A 21,299-nucleotide genomic window follows, 5' to 3' on the forward strand; every position below is an offset into this window, starting at 1 on the left:
AGGCAGAACCTCAGCGTGCCGATGACGCTGTTGCTCGGTCTGGTCGGCTCGGTCATCGGCGGCACGATCGCCAGCCTGCTCGGCACCGGGCGCATCTTCGAGCTGAACTTCATCGGCTTCGTGGCCGCGGTCGTCGCCTCGGTGCTGCTCATCGGGGTGTTCGAGGGGATCAGCTCCCGACGCCATCACTGACGCCTCGCACGGCATAATGACATAATGTCGATTATCGGCGTTGCGCATCAGGGCCTCAACGGCGGTCCGTCCTCCCCACGGGTAGAACTGGATACGACGCTGGGACATCAGCGTGGGCGTGATCCTCATCGGTACGCGTCGGAGCGGTGTACGACGGCGGTCACGGTGACGCGCTTCTGATCGTCGTCAATGCCGTAAACAACCCGGTATGTGCCACGACGAGCACTGTGCCGGTCCTCCATCGGCGGCCTGAGGCGCTTTCCGACGCGATGCGGGTTGTCGAGCAAGGGGCCGATAATGAAGTCATACGCCGCGAAGGCCACGGTGTCGGGCAAGTGCTCGGCGAGCTGACGACGAGCGGTGGGCGAGATGGTGAGCCGGTATCGGTGGCGTGTCACGCCCCGGCCTTGCGTCGCCGCATCGCCTCGGCCAACTCCTCCTCGGACTCAGCTTCACCGCGCGCCAATTCGGCGTCAGAGGACACCAACTGCTTGACGGCCTCCGCGTCGGACAAGACGGCGATGGTCTCTTCAAGCGCCTCGAGGTCGTCCGGCGACAGCAGGATCGCCGACGGTCGCCCATGGACCGTCACCGTGACGCGGTCGTGCTGCCGGTCGACCCGGCCGACCAGCTCGGACAGGTGGGCCTTGGCCTGGGCCAATGACACGGTCTCGCTCATGGTCATAAGTATGACCAACACGGGGTGTATGAGGCAAGCGCTGACGCACGCTACTCCCGTCCTCTTACTCCCGCATACCAGCTCCCGGGCACGGGGCCGTCACGATGGCCACGATCTCTGCGAGCGCGTGCGCGGTCAGAAGCCTGCCTGTCGGGCCACGTCCTGCCGTCGCGCCGGGCGCTCCAACAGCTCGACGAGCCGCGACCCTTCCACCTCGGCCCGGATGCGCGCGCCCGGCGCCCACGCGGAAGCAGCGAAGCGCGGCTCGTCGAGTAGACGCCGCACCGCGGCGGCGATGCGGCCGGGCTTGCCGTCGGCCGCAACGAGAGCCCCGCGCCGCGCTCGGATGCCGGGACATCGTCCGGCTCGACATACGGGGCCCGTCCACACGAGACCAGGCAGGAGGCCGCTGGATCGGCGGTACCCATAGGTCGATGACCAATCGACCGCCCGGCCGCAGGTGGTGGGCCGCATTCTTGAAGCACTGCACCCGCTCGGCCTGCGTCCGTAGGTTCGAGATGCTGTTCCAAGACGAGGAAGACGAGCGAATCGGCTCGGACAGGTCGATTCCCGTCACTGGAACCCCGCGTGCCGCCAACGGGATCCCGACCCGGCCGGTGCCGATGGCGAGCTCCAAAGCCGGCCCGTCCTCGGCCAGGCGCTCAAGCAGGCCGACCGTCGGGTCCAACACCTCTGGTGCGAAACGTTCTGCCGCATCCGCGTCGTAGGTTGCAGCGGTCTCTTCGTCCCAAACTTCACTGGTCGCCACGCTTCGGAGCGTTCCCCGAGCTGCGTGAACGTTGCCAACTGATGATTGCGGCTCAGGGGTGTCTGTCAGGCCCCGACGTATGCCGCGAGGTGCTGCCCGGTGAGGGTGGAGCGAGCGGCGACGAGGTTGCCGGGTGTGCCCTCGAACACGACCCGACCGCCGTCGTGGCCGGCGCCGGGCCCGAGGTCGATGATCCAGTCCGCGTGGGCCATGACCGCCTGGTGATGCTCGATGACGATGACCGACTTTCCGGCGTCGACGAGCCGGTCGATCAGGCCGAGCAGGTTCTCGACATCGGCGAGGTGCAGGCCGCTCGTCGGCTCGTCGAGTACGTAGACCCCGCCCTTCTCGGCCATGCGAGTGGCCAGCTTGAGCCGCTGCCGCTCGCCGCCGGAGAGCGTGGTGAGCGGCTGGCCGAGGCTGAGGTAGCCGAGCCCCACATCCGCGAGCCGGCCGAGGACGGCGTGCGCGGCCGGCGTCTTCGCCTCGCCGCCGCCGAAGAACGCCTCGGCCTCCTCGACGGACATGGCGAGCACCTCGCTGATGTCCTTGCCGCCGAGGTGGTGCTCCAGCACCGAAGCCTGGAACCGCCTGCCCTCGCACTCCTCGCACACGGTGGCAACGCCGGCCATCATCGCCAGGTCGGTATAGATGACGCCGGCGCCGTTGCAGGTCGGGCAGGCCCCCTCGGAGTTGGCGCTGAAGAGCGCCGGCTTGACCCCGTTGGCCTTCGCGAAAGCCTTGCGGATCGGGTCGAGCAGTCCGGTGTACGTCGCCGGGTTGCTCCGCCGCGACCCGCGGATGGCGCCCTGGTCGACCGACACCACGCCCTCCCGCCCGGACACTGAGCCGGAGATCAGCGAGCTCTTGCCCGAGCCCGCCACACCCGTCACCACGACGAGCACGCCGAGCGGGATGTCGATGTCCACCTCCCGCAGGTTGTGGGTGCTGGCGCCTCGCACCTCCAGCACGCCCGACGGCGTGCGCACCCCCGGCTTCAGGGTGGACCGGTCGTCGAGGTGCCGACCGGTCAGGGTGTCACTGGCGCGTAGGCCGTCCACGGTGCCCCCGAAGACGACCTCACCACCGGCGGTGCCGGCGCCGGGGCCGAGGTCGACGACGTGGTCGGCGATGGCGATCGCCTCCGGCTTGTGCTCGACGACGAGCACGGTGTTGCCCTTGTCGCGCAGTTGCAGCAGCAGGCCGTTCATGCGCTGGATGTCGTGTGGGTGCAACCCGATCGTCGGCTCGTCGAAGACGTAGGTGACGTCGGTGAGCGACGACCCGAGGTGGCGGATCATCTTGGTGCGCTGGGCCTCGCCGCCCGACAGCGTGCCCGACGGCCGGTCGAGCGAGAGGTATCCCAGCCCGATCTGCGCGAACGAGTCCAGGAGGTGCTGGAGCCCGGAAAGCAGTGGGGCCACCGACGGCTCGTGGAGACCCCGGATCCAGCCGGCGAGGTCGCTGATCTGCATCGCGCAGGCGTCGGCGATGTTGATCCCCTGGATCTTCGACGACCGCGTGGCCTCGCTGAGCCGCGTGCCACCGCAGTCGGGGCACGTGGTGAAGGTGACCGCTCGCTCGACGAAGGCGCGGATGTGGGGCTGGAGCGAGTCGACGTCCTTGGACAGCATCGACTTCTGGATCTTCGGGATGAGTCCCTCGTACGTCAGGTTGATCCCGTCCACCCTGACCTTCGTCGGCTCCTTGCGGAGGAGGTCATGCAGCTCCCGCTTCGTGTACTTGGCGATCGGCTTGTCAGGGTCGAAGAAACCGCAGCCGCGGAAGATGCGGCCGTACCATCCGTCCATGCTGTAGCCGGGGATCGTGAGCGCGCCCTCGTTGAGCGACAGGCTGGCGTCGTAGAGCGCGGACACCTCGAAGTCGGTGACCGAGCCCATGCCCTCGCAGCGCGAGCACATGCCGCCGGTGATGCTGAAGCTCCGCCGCTCCTTCGTCGTGGTGCCGCCGCGCTCCACGGTCACCGCCCCAGCACCGGAGATGGACGCGACGTTGAACGAGAACGCCTGGGGCGACCCAATGTGGGGAGTGCCGAGCCGGCTGAAGAGGATGCGCAGCATCGCGTTCGCGTCGGTGACGGTGCCCACGGTGGAGCGCGGGTTGGAGCCCATCCGCTCCTGGTCGACGATGATCGCGGTAGTCAGCCCCTCGAGGAGGTCGACGTCCGGCCGCGCCAACGTCGGCATGAAGCCCTGCACGAAGGCGCTGTAGGTCTCGTTGATCATCCGCTGCGACTCCGCGGCGATCGTGGCGAAGACCAGGGAGCTCTTGCCCGAGCCGGAGACGCCCGTGAACGCCGTCAGCCGGCGCTTCGGGATCTCGATGGTGACGTCCTTGAGGTTGTTCTCGCGCGCACCGTCGACCCGGATCAGGTCGTGGCTGTCGGCAACGTGCAGCCCTACGGTCTTGATTCCCTGGGTGGACGAGCCGGTCATGCTCACTCCTGACATGCTGGGTTGGCGGTCACGGGCGGCCGGGGCGCAGATTGAATGTGACAGACAGCGACGATCCGCATCCTGCACCAGCCCCGCGCCCAGCCCGCCACCGGATGCTGCTGCTCCTCCCCCGGCACCCACCTCGCTGTCCTGCCGCTCCGCGATCACCGTCGCCGCGCTGCCGAACTGGGCGCGGGCTGGTTTCACGCCAGCGGACCGGCCTGTGCCGCAGGCGCTCGGCGCCGAGGGCGCGATCCTCGGAGTCGTCTTCGGCGACCCGCTCCGGGCACCACCCGTCGAGGGGCACGCGAACAAGGTCCTCTGGCTCGTCAACCCCTCCGTCGCCAGCACCGGTCCGGATGCCAGCGCATCGCCCGCGCTCCGCATCCACGCGACGCTCAACGGAGGGGACCTCGACGTCGACCGTGAGCTTCCGGACGGCCCCGGACCCTCGATCATCGACATGCCGAGGGCGGGGTGCTGGACGCTCCACCTGTCGTGGTCGGGGCACAGCGACACCCTCGCCCTGCTGTACTCCTGACCGCGCACCTGAGACGATCCGCCGATGGCATCGTGCGGACCTGCACCATCGGGGACGCAAGACGGCATACGAGCACGGGCTGCTCCGCAGCTCAACTGTCGCGAAAGGCGTTGTCCGCGTGGGGGGGTCGACGGCGCTGCGGCAGGCCCCTACCAGTGCGGGGTATTGTTCGGCACCCGGTCTGCGACATCGAAGGAGTGGGAGGGCTCAATGCCGGTCGAGCTTGATCACACCTCGAGGGATCCTCTCTACCTGCAGCTGAAGGAGGCCCTGGTCACGGCGATCAAGGAGGGACGTTTCGGCTCCGACGGTCAGCTGCCGACCGAGCACGAGCTGTGCGAACGGCTCGGGATCTCCCGCAACCCCGTCCACCGGGCGCTCGCCGAGCTGTCCCGCGAAGGCGTGATCATCCGCCAGCGCCGCAGGGGCACATTCGTCAACCCCGTATGGCTGACGCGCCAGCTGACCGACATCCGTGTCAGCATCGCGGTCCCGACCAAGGACTGGGCGAGCCTCATCCGGAGCATGGCCCCGGCGGAGATCGTCCTCGATCTCGAGGTTGTCCCGTTCACCGACCTGCACCGGCACCTGCTGGCTGGGGTCGCCGCCGGGGAGGCGCCGGACCTCGCGGTCCTCGACTCGGTCTGGGTGCCCCAGCTCGCCTCGCTCGACGCGCTCTACCCCGTGGACGAGCTCGACGCGGACTGGGTGGAGCAGACCTACCGGGCCGACGTGGCCCGTGCGTTCGTCGACGCCACGAGCGCCGGCGGTCGGGTCGTCGCGGTCCAGGCCGAGGCCGACGTGGCCGGGATGTGGTTCGACCGCGAGGGCCTGGCACGGTGCGGCTTCGTCCAGGCGCCGACGACGTGGCGTGAGCTGCGCCAGGTCGCCCGCAGCTGCCTGGAGCTCTACGGCCGCGCGCCGATCGGGGTCCCCGCCGGACCGGACGCCGCCGAGACCGCGACCTACGTCCTGCACGGCTGGCTCTCCGCCAACGGTGCTGCGGTGATCAGTGACAGCCGGGTCGTCCTCGCCGAACCGCCCGCGATCCGCGCCGTCCGGGCACTCACCGCGCTGGCCAAGGACGGCCTGATCGACCAGGCGAGCGTGGGATGGGGGCGAACGGCGGCCCTGGAGTCCCTCGTTTCCGGAACCACCCAGATCGCGCTGGGGGGCAGCTACGACCTCGCCGAGATCGCGGCGCTGACCGGGCTGTCGCCGGTGCAGGCCCTGGACCGCTTCGGGTTCGCCGCACTGCCCCGGGGGCCGGAGCCGGGATCGAAGGTGCTCGCCGGTGGGCTGGCGTATGCCGTCTTCCGCCAGTCGCGCCACCCGCACCAGGCCATGCGCATCATCCGCCGCCTCATGGAGGTGGCGGTCCAGATGACGGTCGCCGACACGACCGGGCAGCTGCCGTCGCGGGTGAGCGCGGCCTCGGTGCTCGAGCGCGGGAGCGGCTTCCTGCACGACGTGGCTCGGCTGCTGCCGGATGCCACCACCCGCCCAGCGGTGCCCGAGTACGAACGGGTCAGTGTCCAGCTCCGGCACCTGCTCGGTGCCACCCTCTCGGGCGGCTCGGTGCCCGCCGAGGTTCGCCTCGCGGCGCAGGCCATCTCTGCCGTGACCGGACTCGTCCTCGCCTGAGGGCGTCCTCCCGGCGACGGCTCGACAGACCGCCTCCCGGGGAGGCGTTGACATCGTCGCGTCCGGACGTCACTATTTGTCATGTCAACGATGACAATTGGCTCCAGGGAGACTTCATGACCATTCGCTCCACCACGCACGTCGGCCGTCTGTCGGCCCTCGTCGCACTCCTCTCCGTCGTCCCGCTGGCAGCCGCCTGCTCCGGCAAGGACTCCGGCGCCGGGAACGCACAGTCCGGCACGCCGGGCGGCGAAATCCGCGTCGTCTCCAACTGGAGCGGCGTCGAGGGCGAGGCCTTCCAGGCCGTCGTCGACGGCTTCAAGGCCAAGTACCCGGGCACGAGCGTCAAGGTCGAGGTGGTCCCCTTCGACCAGACCCAGACACAGCTGTCCCAGCAGTTCGCCTCCGGCAATGCGCCCGACGCCGCCGTGGCCCTGCCCGGCATGGTCCGGCAGTTCTCGCAGCAGGGCCTGCTCATGAACCTCGACGACCAGTGGAAGACCTGGATCGGGGACGGTGAGTACAACGAGTCGCTCAAGGCGGTCGCCATGGGCGCCGACGGCCACGCAGACGCCGTCTACTTCAAGGGCAACGTCAACGGGCTCATCTGGTCCACGAAGGCCACCGACACCAAGCTCGGCCTGACAAAGGCCCCGACGACCTGGGCCGAGTTCACGGCCGCCCTCGACAAGGCGAACACCTCGTCCAAGGCCTTCGCCGTCGGCGCCAAGGACGTCTGGGTGCCGACCCAGTGGGTGGACCCGGTGATGCTCAACGTCGCCGGAGTCGAGAAGTTCCAGCAGCTGCAGCAGGGCAAGATCGGCTGGGACGACCCGAAGGTCGTCGAAGCGATGGCGGTGGTCACCGGGCTCATCGAGAAGTACTGGTCCGCGGACGCCATGGACACCGGCTTCAGCGACGAGGTCTGCGGCTGGGTCTCGGGCAAGCACGCGTTTGGCAACAACGGCGCCTTCGTCAACGGCGTCGTCCCCTCGTGCGACAAGAACCTGAAGTCGGGCACCGACTACAGCTTCTTCCCCTTGCCGGCATACCAGGGCCAGAAGCCGGCCCAGGCGGTGAGTGGTGACCTCTTCATCGGCAACAAGCAGAGCAAGAACCCGGCGACGACCAAGGCCTTCCTCGAGTACCTGGGTTCCGTTGGTGGACAGTCGATCTGGGCCAAGAAGGGCGGCTACGTCGCTCCGAACATGAAGGTCCCGACGGACGTCTACCCGTCCGAGAACGACAAGAAGGCCGCCGCCCTCTGGCCCAAGGACGCGTCCGCCGCCGCGGGCTACGACCTCGACGACTGGATCGGCGGCGAGATCCAGGCCAAGTACCGCCAGGCCCTCGACAACCTCATCCGCACCAAGGACGTCGCCGCCTTCACCCGGGCGATGGTCGCGGCCGACACGCGCTCGAAGGGCTGAGCTCGATGATGCCGAGCCGCGCCCGGACAGCGTCAGCCCAGTTGCGCGGGCGCGGCTCGGAATCCCGCCTGGCGTATGCCTTCCTGGCACCCCTCCTGGCGATCTTCGCCGGCTTCTACCTCTGGCCGGCGCTGGCCACGTTCCTGTCGAGCTTGTTCACCTGGGGGATGCTCAACCCCTGGCGGATCGAACAGCCCGACGGGTGGGTGTTCGCCGGGGCGAGCAACTACACGACGACGCTGACCAGCGCCGACTTCTGGAACGCCGCCCTCAACACGGTCGTGTGGCTGTTCATCTTCCCTTTCCTCGTCGTCACCATCGCCCTCGCGCTCTCCCTGCTCATCTGGGAGGCCAAGCGAGCCACCGGGCTCTTCCGAAGCGCGATCATCTTGCCGATGACGATCTCGCTGGCCGCCGTCGGCGTCATCTGGGGCTTCATCTACAACCCCGACCCCGACAAGGGTCTGCTCAACGCAGGGCTGCGGCTCGTCGGCCTGGAGGACGCCGACCTCACGGTGGGCCCGCTGGAAGTGCACCTCGGTCGCTGGCTGTCCAACCCGGGTGTGCTGCACATCGGTGACCTGGACATCCGGCTCACCAACATCATGATCATCATCCCGGCCGTGTGGGCCTTCGTCGGCTTCGGCGTCATCACCTTCACGGCCGGCCTCACCTCGGTCCCCGCCGAGCTGCTCGAGGCGGCGAAGGTCGACGGCGCCTCCGGGTGGCAGACGATCCGCCACGTGACCCTGCCGAGCCTGCGGCCCTCGATCGTCGTCGTCACCGTCATCTCGGTCATCTTCGCCCTGCGGACGTTCGACATCGTCTTCGTCACCACGGGTGGCGGCCCCGCGCAGGACACCCGGGTGCTCGGTCTGCTCCTGTGGCAACAGGCGTTCCAGTTCCTCGACTCGCCCAAGGCCGGCCAGGCCGCCGCGATCGCCATCATCATGTCGCTCGTCCTCATCGCCGGCGCCATGCCCTTCCTGCGCAAGAATGGAGCCTCGTCATGACGTCCCGGTGGCGCATCCTGGCCCTCTATGCCGTCCTCACCATCGCGAGCATCGTCTGGGTCGTCCCCGTCCTGGGGGCTGCCGTGATCTCGGTCCTGCCGCTCGCCGAGAGCACCAAGGGCTGGTGGCGTGGCGACGCGACCACCGCGACGCTGGCCAACTACCGCCGGGTCTGGGAGGGAGGGCTGTCCGGCTACGCCCTCAACAGCCTGGTCATCGCGACCCTGTCGGTGCTCATCACGCTCACCGTCGGCACCCTCGCGGCCTACGCCTTCGCGCGAATGCGTTTCCGGTTGAAGGCGATCGTCCACCTCATGCTGCTCACGACGATGATCGTGCCCGTGCAGATCATCCTCATCCCGCTCATCCCGTGGTTTCGGACCCTCGGCCTGAACACCGGCACATGGCAGTTCCTGGGAATCGCGCTGGTGCACACGGCCTTCGGTGCCGGCTGGTCGATCTTCATGCTGAGCAGCTTCTTCCAGGCGATCCCGGACGAGCTCATCGAGAGCGCCAAGCTCGATGGCGCGGGATCGCTCAAGACCTTCACCACGATCGCGCTCCCGCTTGCGATCCCGGGCATCGTGTCGTTCATCATCATCGACTTCGTGTTCGTGTGGAACGACCTGCTCATGGGCCTCACGCTGCTCGACGCCGACCACAGACCGGTGACCGTCGGGCTGGCCAACCTCAACGCGCCCCAGCTCAACCAGGACGACCTCATCTCGGCCGGCTCGATCCTCGCGATCCTGCCGCCACTGCTCCTGTTCGCGCTGCTGAACCGTTACTACGTCCGGGGCCTGTTCGCCGGGGCGGTCAAGGGATGACCGGCGAGAGCGCCCGTCTCGTCCAGGTGGCCGTCGTGCAGCAGGTCAGGCCCGTCGGCGACGCGGCAGGCAACCGCGAGCACCTCGCTCGCCTCGTCGAGGAGCATCGCGACGCCGACCTCGTCGTCTTCCCGGAGATGTACGTCACGGGCTACGACCTGGCCGTGCTCGCCGGACGCAGCGCCGACCTGGCCGAGCACGCGACCACCGGGCCGACCGCGCTGCTGGTCCGCGGGCTGTCGATGCGGCATCAGCTGACGATCGTGGTCGGGTTCCTGGAGCGCGGCGACGGCGGGAAGCCCTACGACTCCCTGCTCATCGCTGCGCCGGGAGGGCTCCTGTCGGCCTACCGGAAGTCCCACCTGTTCCCGGCCGAGCTGCCCGTCTTCGCGCCGGGTCATGAGCTGCCCGTGATTCCGACGCCGGCTGGCGTGCTCGGGCCGCAGATCTGCTTCGAGCACGCCTTTCCCGCGATCTCCACGACCCAGGCGCTCGCGGGCGCGCAGATCCTCGTCATCCCTTCCGCGGTCGGCGCCGACCACGAGCACCTGATCGAGGTCCGCACTCGGGCCCGCGCGCAGGACAACCAGGTCTTCGCCATCGCGGCCAACTCGAACTCCCCCGGGTTCTGCGGGCACTCCATGGTCGTGGACCCGCGCGGGCGGATCCTGGCCGCCGCTGGACACGAGGACGTCGTCCTCCGGACGACGCTCGACCTGTCGCACATCCCTGCCGAGCGCCGGCGCGAGCCGTCGCTCGGCATGGGACGACCCGACCTCTACCTCCTCGGGCACCGCGAGATCGACGAGTGACGCGCCGCAAGCCCCGCGACGTCGGCAACGGCCTGCTCGCCGCGTCCTTCACCGAGCGCGCCGTCCTCGCGGTCACCCGGCCGCACCCGCGGGTCGGCATGGTCGAGCTGACCGGTGCGCGGGAGTTCGACGAGGCCAGCGACCGCGGTGTCGAGGCCCGGGTGCGGGACTACCGGCGCCACCTCGCCAGCGACACGTCGGCAGCGCTGCGGCTGCTCTCCGAGGCACCCTTGACCCTCGAGGCGGACGTGACCACGCCCGGTCCGGCCCTGCGCTGGACCGCGCGGTCCGGTCGCCCCGTTGTCGTCCACCTGCGCGGCCGCCTGCAAAGGCCCCCCTACGCCGAGATCACCGACATCGCGCCTCTGGACCCGCTGCCGCAGGACACCACGTTCGAGGTCGACGGAGCCGTGCTCACCCTGCGCTCCGCCGCACTCGGGGCGACCGCCACGCTCACCGTGTCCTCGCCGGGCGAGGTCGCGGGCTGGGTGCAGTCGGCGGACGGCTTCGACTGCGCCGTCGCCGCCGACCCAGCGGCGGTACTGTCGCTGGCCGTCGACCTCCAGGTCGACGGCGGCGTCTCCACTCCTCGAGGAGGAGGCCACGTCGTGCCCACCGTGGCCGGCGACCTCGCGACCCGGACGTGTCTGGCGGCGCAGGCGTATGCCGTCGGCTGCTGCGCGCTCGACGTCGCCGACGACCAGACCTGTGTCGTGACCGACCACCGCCTGCTCCCCCTGTCGTGGACCCGCGACGCGTACTTCGTCGTCCTGCCCCTGCTGCTCCGCGCCCAGCCCGACTCGGTCGAGGAGCACGTGCTCCGACGCCATCTGAACTGGCTCTTCGGGCCGGCCCGCGGCGAAGGGCCGTGGATGCGCAGCCACCTGACCGGCGGCCAGGTCAAGGACCCCGGGCTGCAGGCGGACCAACAGCTGTATCCCGTCCTGGAGCTCGTCGACTACCGGCGGCGGTTCGGGCACTGGCCCTCGGCCGAGCTCGGGCACTGGCACCAGGCCATCCGCGCCGCCTTCGACGATCTCATCACCTCACCCGAGACAGGGCTCCTCGTGAGCGAGGAGAACCCGGCCGACGACCCGGCCGAGTACCCGCACACCTTCTCGACCCAGATCCTGTTCGCCGAGGTGCTCGGTCGCCTCAGCGCCGTGGCGGACGAGCTCGGACTCGACGGCGCCGGCCTCGATCGCCGGGCCCGACGCGTCCGCGAGTCGACCAAGGAGCTGTTCCGGGTCGACGTCGGTGGCCGCCCGGCATACGCCTATGAGGTCGACGGCGACGGCCGGTTCCGTCTCTACGCCGATGCCAACGACCTGCCCTCCGCGCTCGCGGTCGCGTGGGGCTTCTGCTCGCCGGACGACCCGGCCTGGCGCGCCACGATGGAGGCGGCCTTCGACGTCGATGGGCCGTATGCCGTTGCGGGGAGGTTCGGTGGGCTCGGATCGGTGCACACCGCGGGCGTGTGGCCGCTCGGGCTCGTCCAGGAGCTGAGCTTCGCGCGGGCGATCGGTGACGAGGAGCGGGCGACGCGCGTCCTGGGGATCCTCGAGGAGCTGGTGTCCGACGACGGCATGTTGCCCGAGAGCGCCGACCCAGGGACGGGCGAGTGGCTCTCCCGGCACTGGTTCGGTTGGCCGGGCGCCGCGCTCGCCTGCGTCCTCACCTCCGGCGACCTGCGCCCGCAGCCGGTGGCTACGCGGGGGTCCGGGTGATGAAGGCCGCCATGCCGGGCACGGTGTAGGCGATCTGGCCGTGCTCGGGCGCGTAGACGAGACCCTTGCCGATGAGCTTGGCCCGCACCGGTCCCAGGGAGGTGTGCGACTTGCCCAACCGCGCCGCCACCTCACCGCTCGAGCTCGGGCCCGCCCCGTCAACCGCCATGGCGCGCAGGTAGTCCCGCTCCCCCGGCGTCGCCCGGTCCCACCGCGCCCGGAAGAAGCCCGCGTCGAGCTGCCGCGTGCCCTCGGCGACCCCGATCCGGGCGTCGTCGGCGGTGATCTCGTCACCGTCGGCCACGCGCCACGTCGCCTGGCCGAACTCCTGCAGGAAGTAGGGGTAGCCGCCCGCCGCGCTCGTGACGTGCACCATGGCGTCGGTGTGCCAGGTGACGCCCTCCGCGGTCGCCGGCTCGGTCAGCGCCTCCCGCGACGCGGCGTCGGACAGTGGTGCGATCGGCCGGTAGGTGAAGAGCCGCTCGGCATACGACCGGGCCTCGGAGAGCACCCGCGGCAGGCTGGGCAGACCGGCAGCGCCAAGGAGGAAGGGCAGGTTGCGCTGCCCGGCGAAGTGGCACGCTGTGCACAGGGCGGCGAGCGTCGCGGCATCGAGGTCCTGCATCTCGTCGAGGAGCAGCGCGACGCCGGTCCCCGCCTCTCGCGCGGCGCCGGCGAGGTCGACGACGAGCTCGATGAGGTCGAACTCGAGGTTGCCGGAGTCGGCCCGGCCGTGCGCCGGCTCCACCTCCACCGCGAAGGACCACGTCCCGGCCGTGTCGACTCCGACGCTGAAGGCGCGGAACGTCGCCAGCGCCTCGCGCAGCCGCTGCCCCACCCCCCGCCGCGCCGCCGCCCGCAGGGACGGGTAGAGCGAGCGGGCCACCGCCGCCCGGAAGTCACCACCGGGGCCGGCCTCGTGGTGGGCGACGTACCAGCCGCGGGCCACGGCGCGCTCGAGGTACTCCCCCAGGAGGACCGTCTTGCCGACCCCGCGCAGGCCGTGCAGCACGACCGACCGGTCGGTGCGCCCCACTGCCGCTCGATGCAGCGCCGTCTCCCACACGTCGAGCTCGTCCGTGCGCCCGGCGAGGGCGGCGGGACGGCGGCCGGCCCCGGGTGCGTAGGGGTTGCGGAGGCGGTCCATGCCGCGACCTTAGCGGAAACTATCGCGGTATAACAGGCATCGATATAGTCCCTCAGCATCACCTACGCCCCGGGCCCACGGCGCCCGACGTGCGCGCGGCTCGTCCGGCCCGGACGCCCCTGTGGTTGGCTTCCCCCATGACGGAAGTCGCCGCGCACGGTGTGCGCCCGGAGACCAACGAGCAGCGGGCCTGGTACTGGTACGACTGGGCCAACTCGGCCTACGTCACGACGACCGCGACGGTGCTCATGGGCCCCTACCTCACGGCGATCGCCAAGGAGTCGGCGTGCCCCGGCATCCGCACCGGTCAGGACTGCACGACCAACCTCGACGTGCTGGGCATCCCGGTCTCCCCCGGCTCGGTCTACCCCTACACCGTCACCGTGTCGACGATCGTCTCTGCCGTCATCCTCATCTTCGTCGGCGCGATCGCCGACCGCAGCCCCCGCCCGACACGGCTCTTCGCCGGCTTCGCCTGGGCGGGCGCCCTCGCCGCCTCGCTGATGTTCCTCGTCGCCGGGACCAGCTGGCAGCTCGGCGTGCTGCTCGTCGTCGTCGCAAGCCTGTGCCTCGGCGCCTCCCTCGTCATCTACGACAGCCTCCTGTGCCGCATCGCCGACGAGAACGAGCGGGACGCCGTCTCGTCCAAGGGCTGGGCTCGGGGCTACCTCGGCGGCGGCCTGCTCCTCGCGCTCAACTTCGCGCTGCTCACCTTCCGGGAGCGGCTCGGGCTGAGCGAGGGGGCAGCCGTGCGGATCAGCCTGCTGAGCGCCGGCCTCTGGTGGGCGGGCTTCACGCTGATCCCCTACCGCGGCCTCCGGCACATCACCGGCACCGTCGCCACGCCCGTCGAGCGCTCCGCCGGGGTCGTGGGCGGCAGCATCGCCCAGCTGCGCTCGACCCTGCGCCAGCTGCGCGCCTACCCCCAGACGATGCTCTTCCTGCTCGCGTACCTCTTCTTCAACGACGGGATCCAGACCGTCATCGGCAACTCGAGCCTCTACGGCCAGGAAGAGCTCGGCTTCGCCCAGGGCACGGTGCTGGGCGTGTTCCTCTTCGTCCAGTTCGTCGCCTTCGCCGGCGCCCGGCTCTTCGGGGCCGCGGCGGGGCGGGTCGGGGCCTGGCGGACCGTCCTCGCCGGCATCGCCCTCTGGACGGTCGTCGTCGTCGCCGCCTTCTTCGTCCCGGCCCGCTCGCTCGCCGTCTTCCTCGCGCTCGCGCTGCTCATCGGGCTGGTCCTCGGCGGCACGCAGGCCCTGTCGCGCTCGCTCTACAGCCAGCTCATCCCACGCGGCAAGGAGGCCGAGTTCTTCAGCCTCTACCAGGCCATGGAGCGCGGCACGAGCTGGCTCGGCACGCTCGCCTTCGGGCTGACCTACCAGTTCTCGCACTCCTACCGGTGGGCCATCCTCGTGCTCATCCTCTTCTTCGTCGTCGGCGGCCTGCTCCTGTCGCGCGTGCGGATGCGCACCGGCATCGTCGAGGCCGGCAACCCTGTCCCGAGCGTCGTCTGAGTGTCCCGGGAGCAACGCGGCCGGGGGCGAGCCGGGCCGCTGGGGGCCATACCACGGCGACGTCCACGATGCGGACGAAATGGGCGACACACCGGGAACAACGCAACGGGTCCGGGCGTTCAGACGTCTGTCAGGGTAGGCACCGGACGGTGCCCATCAGGAGTACTTCCGGGAGGGTCCACATGGCCGATCGAGCATTGCGCGGGTCCAACCTAGGCTCGCGCAGCATGGAGTCGGACGAGAACGTTGTGCCGAGCGAGCGCCAGCTGACGGCCTACGTCTGCGACCAGGGGCACCGCACGGAGCTGCCGTTCTCGATCGAGGCCGAGATCCCCCCGACGTGGGAGTGTCGTTGCGGTCTCGAGGCCAGGCTGGTCGGTGCCGGGGAGCCGCAGGAGGCCAGGCCGGTCAAGCACGTGCGCACCCACTGGGACATGCTGCTCGAGCGGCGCTCGATCCCCGAGCTCGAGGAGCTCCTCGAGGAGCGCCTCACCCTGCTGCGCGAGTCGCGTGGGGAGAAGCCGCGTCGCCGCAAGTCAGCCTGAGACGCCAGGCACGCGTCAGTCGTAGGTCGAGAGCCCGTCCCGTTCGTGGGGGCGGGCTTTTCGGCACCCGGGTCACTCGTCGATGATCTCCCCCTCGACGACGTCGTCACCAGCCCGCGCCGACCGTCTCGGTGCGGAGGCGCCGGGCGCCACGGGCGGGACCGTCGGACCGGTCGGCCAGCCGGCGGCGAACCCGGTCGACGCGAGCAACCGGCGGCTCACGACCGCCTCGAGCAGGTGGCGGGCGACCGGTCGGGTGACGGGCACGACGAGGAAGAAGCCGACGACGTCGGTGAGGAAGCCGGGCGTGAGCAGCAGGGTGCCGCCGACGAGGACGAGTATGCCGTCGGCAAGCTCGCGGGCCGGCATCCGACCCCGGCGCAGCGCCTCGGTGAGGGCGTGCCACGCGCGCGAGCCCTCCCGGCGGATCAGCCACGCGCCGGCCACCGACATGAGCACGAGCAGGCCGAAGGTCGGCCAGCCACCGATCACCTTGCCCACGCCGATGAGCGCCATGACCTCGAGGATCGGCACGACGAGCAGCAGCACCGCCGCGATCCGGGTCGGGCGCAGCACCCGGCGGCGGGGCGCGGTGCTCATCGCCGCCTCCTCCGGCCGGAGCGGCTCACGAGGGTCCTGGCCTGACCGACCCGGTGCTCGAGACCCCACCGGGTGACACTCACGAGCGCCTCGCGCACGATGTCCCTGCCCATCTTCGACACGCCGACCTCGCGCTCGACGAAGGTGATCGGCACCTCGGTCACCCGCAGGCCTGCCCGCACGGCACGCAGCGTCAGGTCGACCTGGAAGCAGTAGCCCTGCGACTCGACGCCGTCGAGTCCCATGGTCGTGAGCGCGGTCGACCGATAGGCGCGGAAGCCGGCCGTGGCGTCGTTGACCGGCATGCCGATGAGGACCTTGGTGTAGACGTTGGCGCCCACCGAGAGCACCTTGCGGCGGCGCGGCCAGTTCTGCACCGCTCCCCCACGCACCCACCGGGAGCCGATGACGACGTCGGCGTCCGCGAGCGCCGCGAGCAGGGCCGGCAGCTGCTCGGGCTGGTGCGAGCCGTCGGCGTCCATCTCGACGACGGCGTCGTAGCCCTCGGCCAGGGCACGCTCGAAGCCGGCGAGGTAGGCCTTGCCCAGGCCCTCCTTGCCCGGGCGGTGCAGCACGCGGACCTGCGGGTCGTGCGCCGCGAGCTCGTCGGCCTGCTCACCCGTGCCGTCCGGAGAGTTGTCGTCGATGACGAGCACGTCGGCCTCCGGCACGCTCGCCCGGACCCGGGCCACGATGGGGGGAAGGTTCTCCCGCTCGTTGTACGTGGGGATGAGCACGGCCACCCGGGTGACCGGCTCACGCTTGGTCGTCGTCATCCTCGTCCTTCGTCGGTGCCTTCGTCGGTGCACCGTCCGCGGTGCGTCGGCGGACGAGGTTATCGCCCACGAGCGCCAGCAGCGCAGCGGCCGCCAGCCAGTCCGGCGCGGCGCCGAGCCGGGTCGCCACGGTCGTGGCGTCCCGCAATGGTAGAGCGCCGCTCACCACCGCCCGACTGAACAACGACGTCACCTGGTGGGCAGTTCCGTCGGGGGTGATGAGCGCGCTCTGCCCGACCGTGGAGACGTGCGCGACGGAGCGGCCGAACTCCATGGCCCGGACCCGGCTGATGGCCAGCTGCTGGGGCGACTCCGCGGTGAACCCGAAGGTGGCGTTGTTGGTCTGCACGACGAGCAGGTTGGCCCCGCCGCGGACGACGTCGCGCATGATGTCGTCGTAGGCGACCTCGAAGCAGATGGCGAGGCCGGCCCGGACCGGGCCGCTCGCGGTCGCGATGTCGAAGACGCCCGGCCGCGTCCCGGCCGCGAAGTCGCGCCGCACGAGGTCGACCTGGTCGCTCAGCAGCCGGAAGAACGCCCGGTTGGGGATGTACTCCCCGAAGGGCACCGGGTGGCGCTTGACGTAGCGAGCCGTCAGCCCGCGTCCGGGCTCGTAGAGGAGCGAGGCGTTGGACAGGTTCGGCGCGGGCTCCTCCAGCAGGCCGCCGACGATGACGGGGGCCCGGATCTCGTCGACGACGTCGAGGATCTCCGCCTTCGCGTCCGCGTTACGCAGCGGGTCGATGTCGGAGGAGTTCTCCGGCCACACGACGAGGTCGGGTCGCGGGAGGGCGCCCTCGGCGACCTCGGCGGCCACGTGCTTCGTCGTCGCGACGTGGTTGTCGAGCACCTGCCGGCGCTCGGCGTTGAAGTCGAGCCCGGCCCGGGGCACGTTGCCCTGGATGCCGACGATCTGCGCCGTCGGGCCGTCGGTGGGCAGCGGCACGACCAGGCCGATGCCGCCCAGCCCCAGCGCGAGAACGGCCGGCAGGGCCACCCGGCGCGGCGGCATACGGCGCAGTGCCGATGCCGCCGCGGCGGCAAGGAGCCCACCGACGAGCGCGACGACGAAGGCCACGAGCGGGGTGCTGCCCACGGCCACGAGCCGGCCCATCGGCGAGTCGGCCTGGCCGAAGGCCAGCTTCATCCACGGGAACCCGCCGTAGGGGGCCACCCCCCGCAGCTCCTCCGTGACGGTCCAGGCCAGGGCGAAGGCGACCGGACGCACCCTCCCGTCCCGCGACAGCCAGCCCACGAGCGCGCCGGCGAGGCCGACGAAGAGCGCTTCCAACGCGGCGAGGGCGAGCCACGGCACCGAGCCGACGTAGATGCCGGACCAGTGCAGGCTCGGGACGAAGAAGGCCAGCCCGCTGGCGAGCCCGAGGCCCAGCCCGCGCCGGACGCCGACGCCGGTGACGACCCACGCGAGCAGCGCCAGCGCGACCGGAGCTGCCACCCACACGTCGAACGTCGGGAAGGCGAGGCACAGCAGGCCACCGCTGCCCAGGGCGAGGACGAGTCGGCGCACCGGATCACCGTATGCCGTGGAGTCGGTCGGCCCGCACGGCCCCTCGGCCAGGGGCGATCTGCGGCCAGGACGCTCAGGGCACGACGACGACGCCGCGGGCGGTCGTCGCGACGAGCGGCGGGTCGAGGACGCCCGCCCCCGAGGCGCCGCGCTCGGGGGTGCCGCGGCATACGACGCGGACCTCGAAGTCCAGCTCCCGGCTGCGGCGGCCCACCCGGACGAGCGCGGCGCTGATCTCGATGACGTCGCCGCCACGGACCGGTGCGCGGAACTGGACGTCGCTGTAGGAGGCGAAGAGGCCCTCGTCGCCGTCGGTGAGGATGCACAGCTCAGTCGCGACGTCACCGAACGCGGCCAGCGAGTACGCCCCCGCCACGAGGTTGCCGGCGTAGTGGGCGTCGCTGTGGGGCACGTAGCGCCGGTGCGTCACCCGCTGCCCCACCCGGGCACTCGGCGTCCGGTCGCGCCTCGTCTCGCTCATGCGGTCCTGCCCTTCCTCACGGTCACCTCGTGGACGAGGTAGCTGGCCACCTCGCGGGGGGTCGTGCCACGCCCGAAGACCCGGTCCACGCCGATGACGCCCTCCGAGCCCTCCTCGAAGCGTGGGCCTCCGACGACGAGGATCGGCAGCTGGCCATGCGGGTACGCCTCCCGGAAGGCGGCCGACATCTGCCTGGCATTGGCGAGGTGCGCGTCCTTCTGCGTCACGACCTGGCTGACGAGCACGGCGTCGGCCTTCTCGGCTCGGGCGCGGGCGACCAGGTCCGGCACGAGGACCTGGGCGCCGAGGTTGACGACGGTGATCTCGCGGTAGTGCTCGAGGCCCTTCTCCCCCGCGAAGCCCTTGACGTCGAGGATGGCGTCGATGCCCACGGTGTGCGCGTCGGTGCCGATGCAGGCGCCGACGACGACGAGCCTGCGCCGCAGGACCCGCTTGATGGCGAGGTTGGCCTCCTGGGCCGACAGCAGGGGGTAGTCGCGGGCAGCGACGTGGACCGCGTCGAGGTCGACGAGGTGGCTCGCGGAGCCGTAGACGACGAAGAACGTGAAGTCGGGGCCCATCGCCTTCGCGTGCACGAGCAGCGCCGGGTCGAGCCCCATCTTCCGGGCGAGCTGCAGGGCGGCGCCCTCGGCCTGCTTGTCGTGGGCGACAGGCAGGGTGAACGACAGCTGCACCATCCCGTCACCCGTCGTGTCGCCGTAGGGCCGGATGACGCGCCCGCTCATCGCCCGGCTCCGCCGGTGGGACCCTGCGGCGCCGCCTCGAGGGCCAGGATCGCGGGGTTGTCGTAGTCGTCGGCCCGTCGCACGACGCCCTCACGTCCCTTGCCGCCCGTGGCGGGCCGCCTCATGAGCCCGAAGGTGCCGTCGGCGATGGCCGCGAGGAGCGGCGCGTCCCCGGCCGGGTCGCTGTCGTGCACGATGCGCTCGAGCAGGTCGACCGCCTCGGCCAGCACCTGCCGCGCCCGGGTCTGGATGAGGCCGTCGCGTGGCGGGTGGAAGTCCTCGGCGAGGCCGCCGGCCGCGCCGAGGACGTAGCGCACATTCTGCAGGGCAAGGTCGCGGTCCGACAGGAACGGCGTGACGACGGCCTCGGTCATCATGCCGACGAGGAGGATGCCCTGGCCGGTCAGCGCTCCCGCCAGGTTGAAGAAGCCGTCGAGGAGGTAGCCGCGGAAGATGTCGCCGGTCATGTGCTTGGTCGGCGGCATCCACTTCAGCGGCGCGTCGGGGAAGAGGTGACGAGCGAGCAGCGCGTGGGCGAGCTCGAGACGGAAGGAGTCGGGGAGGTCGGGGTTGATCTCGAAGGCGTGGCCGAGACCCAGCTGCCAGTCCTGCAGGCCGGCCTCATGCGCGAAGCTCTCGTTGAGCAGCTGGCTCACGGTCACGGTGTGCGCGGCCTCGACCGCGTCGGCGGTCGTGAGGTAGTTGTCCTCGCCCGTGTTGATGATGATGCCGGCGCGGGCGTGGATCTGGCGCGAGAAGCGCTGGTCGACGAAGGTCCGGATCGGGTTGATGTCGCGGAAGAGGATGCCGTACATCGAGTCGTTGAGCATCATGTCGAGCCGCTCCAAGCCGGCGAGCGCGGCGATCTCCGGCATACAGAGGCCCGAGGCGTAGTTCGTCAGCCGGACGTAGCGGCCAAGCTCCCGGCTCACGTCGTCGAGCGCCGCCCGCATCAGGCGGAAGTTCTCCTGGGTGGCGTAGGTGCCGGCGAAGCCCTCCCGGGTGGCGCCCTCCGGGACGTAGTCGAGCAGCGACTGTCCCGTCGAGCGGATGACGGCGATGACGTCGGCACCCTCACGGGCCGCGGCCTGGGCCTGCGGGATGTCCTCGAGGATGTCCCCGGTCGCGACGATGAGGTAGATCCACGGCCGCTGCCTCGGGTCGCCGAGCCGGCGGACGAGCCGGTCGCGGGTGCGGCGCGCCGCGTCGATCCGCCCCAGGCCCGCCCCCACCCCGGCCCTCGCGGCGCGACGGGCGGCGACCGCCTCCCTGCCCTGCGGCATCCGGAAGGAGACGGACCCGCTCGCCGCCTTCTGGGCGAGCGCGGTCAGGTCGGGCGCGTCGCCGCGCAGCAGCGCGTCGTAGACCGGCGTGGTCACGCCGTGCTCGAGGCCGACCGTGTCACGGACCCCGTCGACGAGGTGGTTGACCCACGGGACCCCGGCGTCGTCGGCGCCGGCAAGGCCCGCGAGGCGCAGGGTGGCCCGCTCCACCGAGACGGTCGTATGCCGCCGCGCGAGGTCGATGACCGGCGCCGCCGCCAGGCGGGCAAGGGAGCGCGCCCGGCTCACCTCTTCGGGGTCGAGCGCGAGCGTCGCACCGGTCGTCGCGGTCACCCTGCCAGCCTAGCGAACCGCGTCGATCTTCCGGCGCAGGAGGCCCCGGTCGAAAGGATCGACGCAGATGACCTCCTGAGGCGAACAGTTCTACGGATGTGAGCACCGTGCGTGTCCGACTGACACACGGGTCAAACGGGAGGACAATTGAAAATGCATCCGTATCGGACACCCGTCGTCAGGAGCCGTCATGGACATCGCCTTCCTCATCGGCCGGATTCTCTTCGCCACGCTCTTCCTCGGCTCGGCTCTGGGC

20 protein-coding genes are annotated in these 21,299 nt (G+C 70.8%); 10 read left to right on the top strand and 10 right to left on the bottom strand.

Annotation, left to right across the window (positions count from 1 at the left end; all coding sequences use genetic code 11):
• On the top strand, nt 1-192 hold a 192-nt coding region (locus VFJ94_RS02385; protein WP_325002577.1), incomplete at its 5' end, for a hypothetical protein.
• A gap of 125 nt (nt 193-317) precedes the next feature.
• Here the strand turns inward: VFJ94_RS02385 and VFJ94_RS02390 are convergent.
• The 3 genes from VFJ94_RS02390 to VFJ94_RS02400 form a co-directional block, all read right to left on the bottom strand.
• Nucleotides 318-590 (bottom strand): type II toxin-antitoxin system RelE/ParE family toxin, encoded by a 273-nt coding sequence (locus VFJ94_RS02390; RefSeq protein ID WP_325002578.1) that lies wholly within the window; start codon nt 588-590, stop codon nt 318-320.
• Nucleotides 587-871 carry a type II toxin-antitoxin system Phd/YefM family antitoxin gene (locus tag VFJ94_RS02395; RefSeq protein ID WP_325002579.1) on the bottom strand — a complete coding sequence of 95 codons (285 nt, stop codon included), beginning with the start codon at nt 869-871 and terminating at the stop codon, nt 587-589. The genes VFJ94_RS02390 and VFJ94_RS02395 overlap by 4 nt, the downstream gene beginning before the upstream one ends.
• An 834-nt stretch (nt 872-1,705) precedes the next feature.
• On the bottom strand, nt 1,706-4,096 hold the full coding sequence (locus tag VFJ94_RS02400; protein ID WP_325002580.1) for an excinuclease ABC subunit UvrA: 2,391 nt from the start codon (nt 4,094-4,096) through the stop codon (nt 1,706-1,708).
• A gap of 223 nt (nt 4,097-4,319) precedes the next feature.
• Between VFJ94_RS02400 and VFJ94_RS02405 the strand changes: the two genes are divergently transcribed.
• The 7 genes from VFJ94_RS02405 to VFJ94_RS02435 all read left to right on the top strand — a co-directional run bounded on the left by VFJ94_RS02405 (nt 4,320) and on the right by VFJ94_RS02435 (nt 12,090).
• Nucleotides 4,320-4,637: a hypothetical protein gene (locus VFJ94_RS02405; protein WP_325002581.1), complete on the top strand. Its 318-nt coding sequence runs from the start codon at nt 4,320-4,322 to the stop codon at nt 4,635-4,637.
• Nucleotides 4,638-4,847: 210 nt separating this feature from the next.
• Nucleotides 4,848-6,281, top strand: a complete 1,434-nt coding sequence (locus tag VFJ94_RS02410; RefSeq protein WP_325002582.1) for an extracellular solute-binding protein — start codon at nt 4,848-4,850, stop codon at nt 6,279-6,281.
• 116 nt (nt 6,282-6,397) lie between these two features.
• The gene (locus tag VFJ94_RS02415) at nt 6,398-7,711 is read left to right on the top strand and encodes an extracellular solute-binding protein (protein ID WP_325002583.1); all 1,314 of its coding nucleotides are present in this window, start codon (nt 6,398-6,400) and stop codon (nt 7,709-7,711) included.
• 5 nt (nt 7,712-7,716) lie between these two features.
• Complete coding sequence (locus tag VFJ94_RS02420; RefSeq protein ID WP_325002584.1) at nt 7,717-8,724, top strand: sugar ABC transporter permease; 1,008 nt, start codon at nt 7,717-7,719, stop codon at nt 8,722-8,724.
• A complete protein-coding gene (locus VFJ94_RS02425; protein ID WP_325002585.1) occupies nt 8,721-9,551 on the top strand; it encodes a carbohydrate ABC transporter permease in 831 nt (276 codons plus the stop codon). The genes VFJ94_RS02420 and VFJ94_RS02425 overlap by 4 nt, the downstream gene beginning before the upstream one ends.
• On the top strand, nt 9,548-10,363 hold the full coding sequence (locus VFJ94_RS02430; RefSeq protein ID WP_325002586.1) for a carbon-nitrogen hydrolase family protein: 816 nt from the start codon (nt 9,548-9,550) through the stop codon (nt 10,361-10,363). Before VFJ94_RS02425 ends, VFJ94_RS02430 begins: the two co-directional genes overlap by 4 nt.
• Complete coding sequence (locus VFJ94_RS02435; RefSeq protein ID WP_325002587.1) at nt 10,360-12,090, top strand: glycoside hydrolase family 125 protein; 1,731 nt, start codon at nt 10,360-10,362, stop codon at nt 12,088-12,090. The genes VFJ94_RS02430 and VFJ94_RS02435 overlap by 4 nt, the downstream gene beginning before the upstream one ends.
• Here the strand turns inward: VFJ94_RS02435 and VFJ94_RS02440 are convergent.
• Nucleotides 12,071-13,237, bottom strand: coding sequence for an ATP-binding protein (locus VFJ94_RS02440; RefSeq protein WP_325002588.1), 1,167 nt, complete (start codon nt 13,235-13,237; stop codon nt 12,071-12,073). The two genes, VFJ94_RS02435 and VFJ94_RS02440, sit on opposite strands and share 20 nt — an antisense overlap.
• Before the next feature lie 137 nt (nt 13,238-13,374).
• Between VFJ94_RS02440 and VFJ94_RS02445 the strand changes: the two genes are divergently transcribed.
• Nucleotides 13,375-14,751, top strand: coding sequence for an MFS transporter (locus tag VFJ94_RS02445; protein WP_325002589.1), 1,377 nt, complete (start codon nt 13,375-13,377; stop codon nt 14,749-14,751).
• A gap of 182 nt (nt 14,752-14,933) precedes the next feature.
• Nucleotides 14,934-15,296 carry an RNA polymerase-binding protein RbpA gene (locus VFJ94_RS02450; RefSeq protein WP_325002590.1) on the top strand — a complete coding sequence of 121 codons (363 nt, stop codon included), beginning with the start codon at nt 14,934-14,936 and terminating at the stop codon, nt 15,294-15,296.
• A 72-nt stretch (nt 15,297-15,368) separates the two neighbouring features.
• Here VFJ94_RS02450 and VFJ94_RS02455 read toward each other — a convergent pair whose 3' ends face one another.
• From VFJ94_RS02455 to VFJ94_RS02480, 6 genes are all read right to left on the bottom strand, one after another.
• Nucleotides 15,369-15,896, bottom strand: coding sequence for an FxsA family protein (locus VFJ94_RS02455; RefSeq protein WP_325002591.1), 528 nt, complete (start codon nt 15,894-15,896; stop codon nt 15,369-15,371).
• Complete coding sequence (locus VFJ94_RS02460; protein WP_325002592.1) at nt 15,893-16,672, bottom strand: polyprenol monophosphomannose synthase; 780 nt, start codon at nt 16,670-16,672, stop codon at nt 15,893-15,895. The genes VFJ94_RS02455 and VFJ94_RS02460 overlap by 4 nt, the downstream gene beginning before the upstream one ends.
• Nucleotides 16,653-18,200 carry an apolipoprotein N-acyltransferase gene (lnt, locus tag VFJ94_RS02465; protein WP_325002593.1) on the bottom strand — a complete coding sequence of 516 codons (1,548 nt, stop codon included), beginning with the start codon at nt 18,198-18,200 and terminating at the stop codon, nt 16,653-16,655. The genes VFJ94_RS02460 and lnt overlap by 20 nt, the downstream gene beginning before the upstream one ends.
• 73 nt (nt 18,201-18,273) lie before the next feature.
• Entirely contained in the window at nt 18,274-18,681 is a 408-nt protein-coding gene (locus tag VFJ94_RS02470; protein WP_325002594.1) for a hotdog domain-containing protein, read from the bottom strand.
• Complete coding sequence (locus VFJ94_RS02475) at nt 18,678-19,427, bottom strand: OAM dimerization domain-containing protein (protein WP_325002595.1); 750 nt, start codon at nt 19,425-19,427, stop codon at nt 18,678-18,680. Before VFJ94_RS02475 ends, VFJ94_RS02470 begins: the two co-directional genes overlap by 4 nt.
• The gene (locus VFJ94_RS02480; RefSeq protein WP_325002596.1) at nt 19,424-21,043 is read right to left on the bottom strand and encodes a lysine 5,6-aminomutase subunit alpha; all 1,620 of its coding nucleotides are present in this window, start codon (nt 21,041-21,043) and stop codon (nt 19,424-19,426) included. Before VFJ94_RS02480 ends, VFJ94_RS02475 begins: the two co-directional genes overlap by 4 nt.
• Nucleotides 21,044-21,299 lie beyond the last annotated feature (256 nt).

The sequence above is a fragment of the Intrasporangium sp. genome (assembly GCF_035688975.1).
GTDB lineage: Bacteria > Actinomycetota > Actinomycetes > Actinomycetales > Dermatophilaceae > CALMNV01.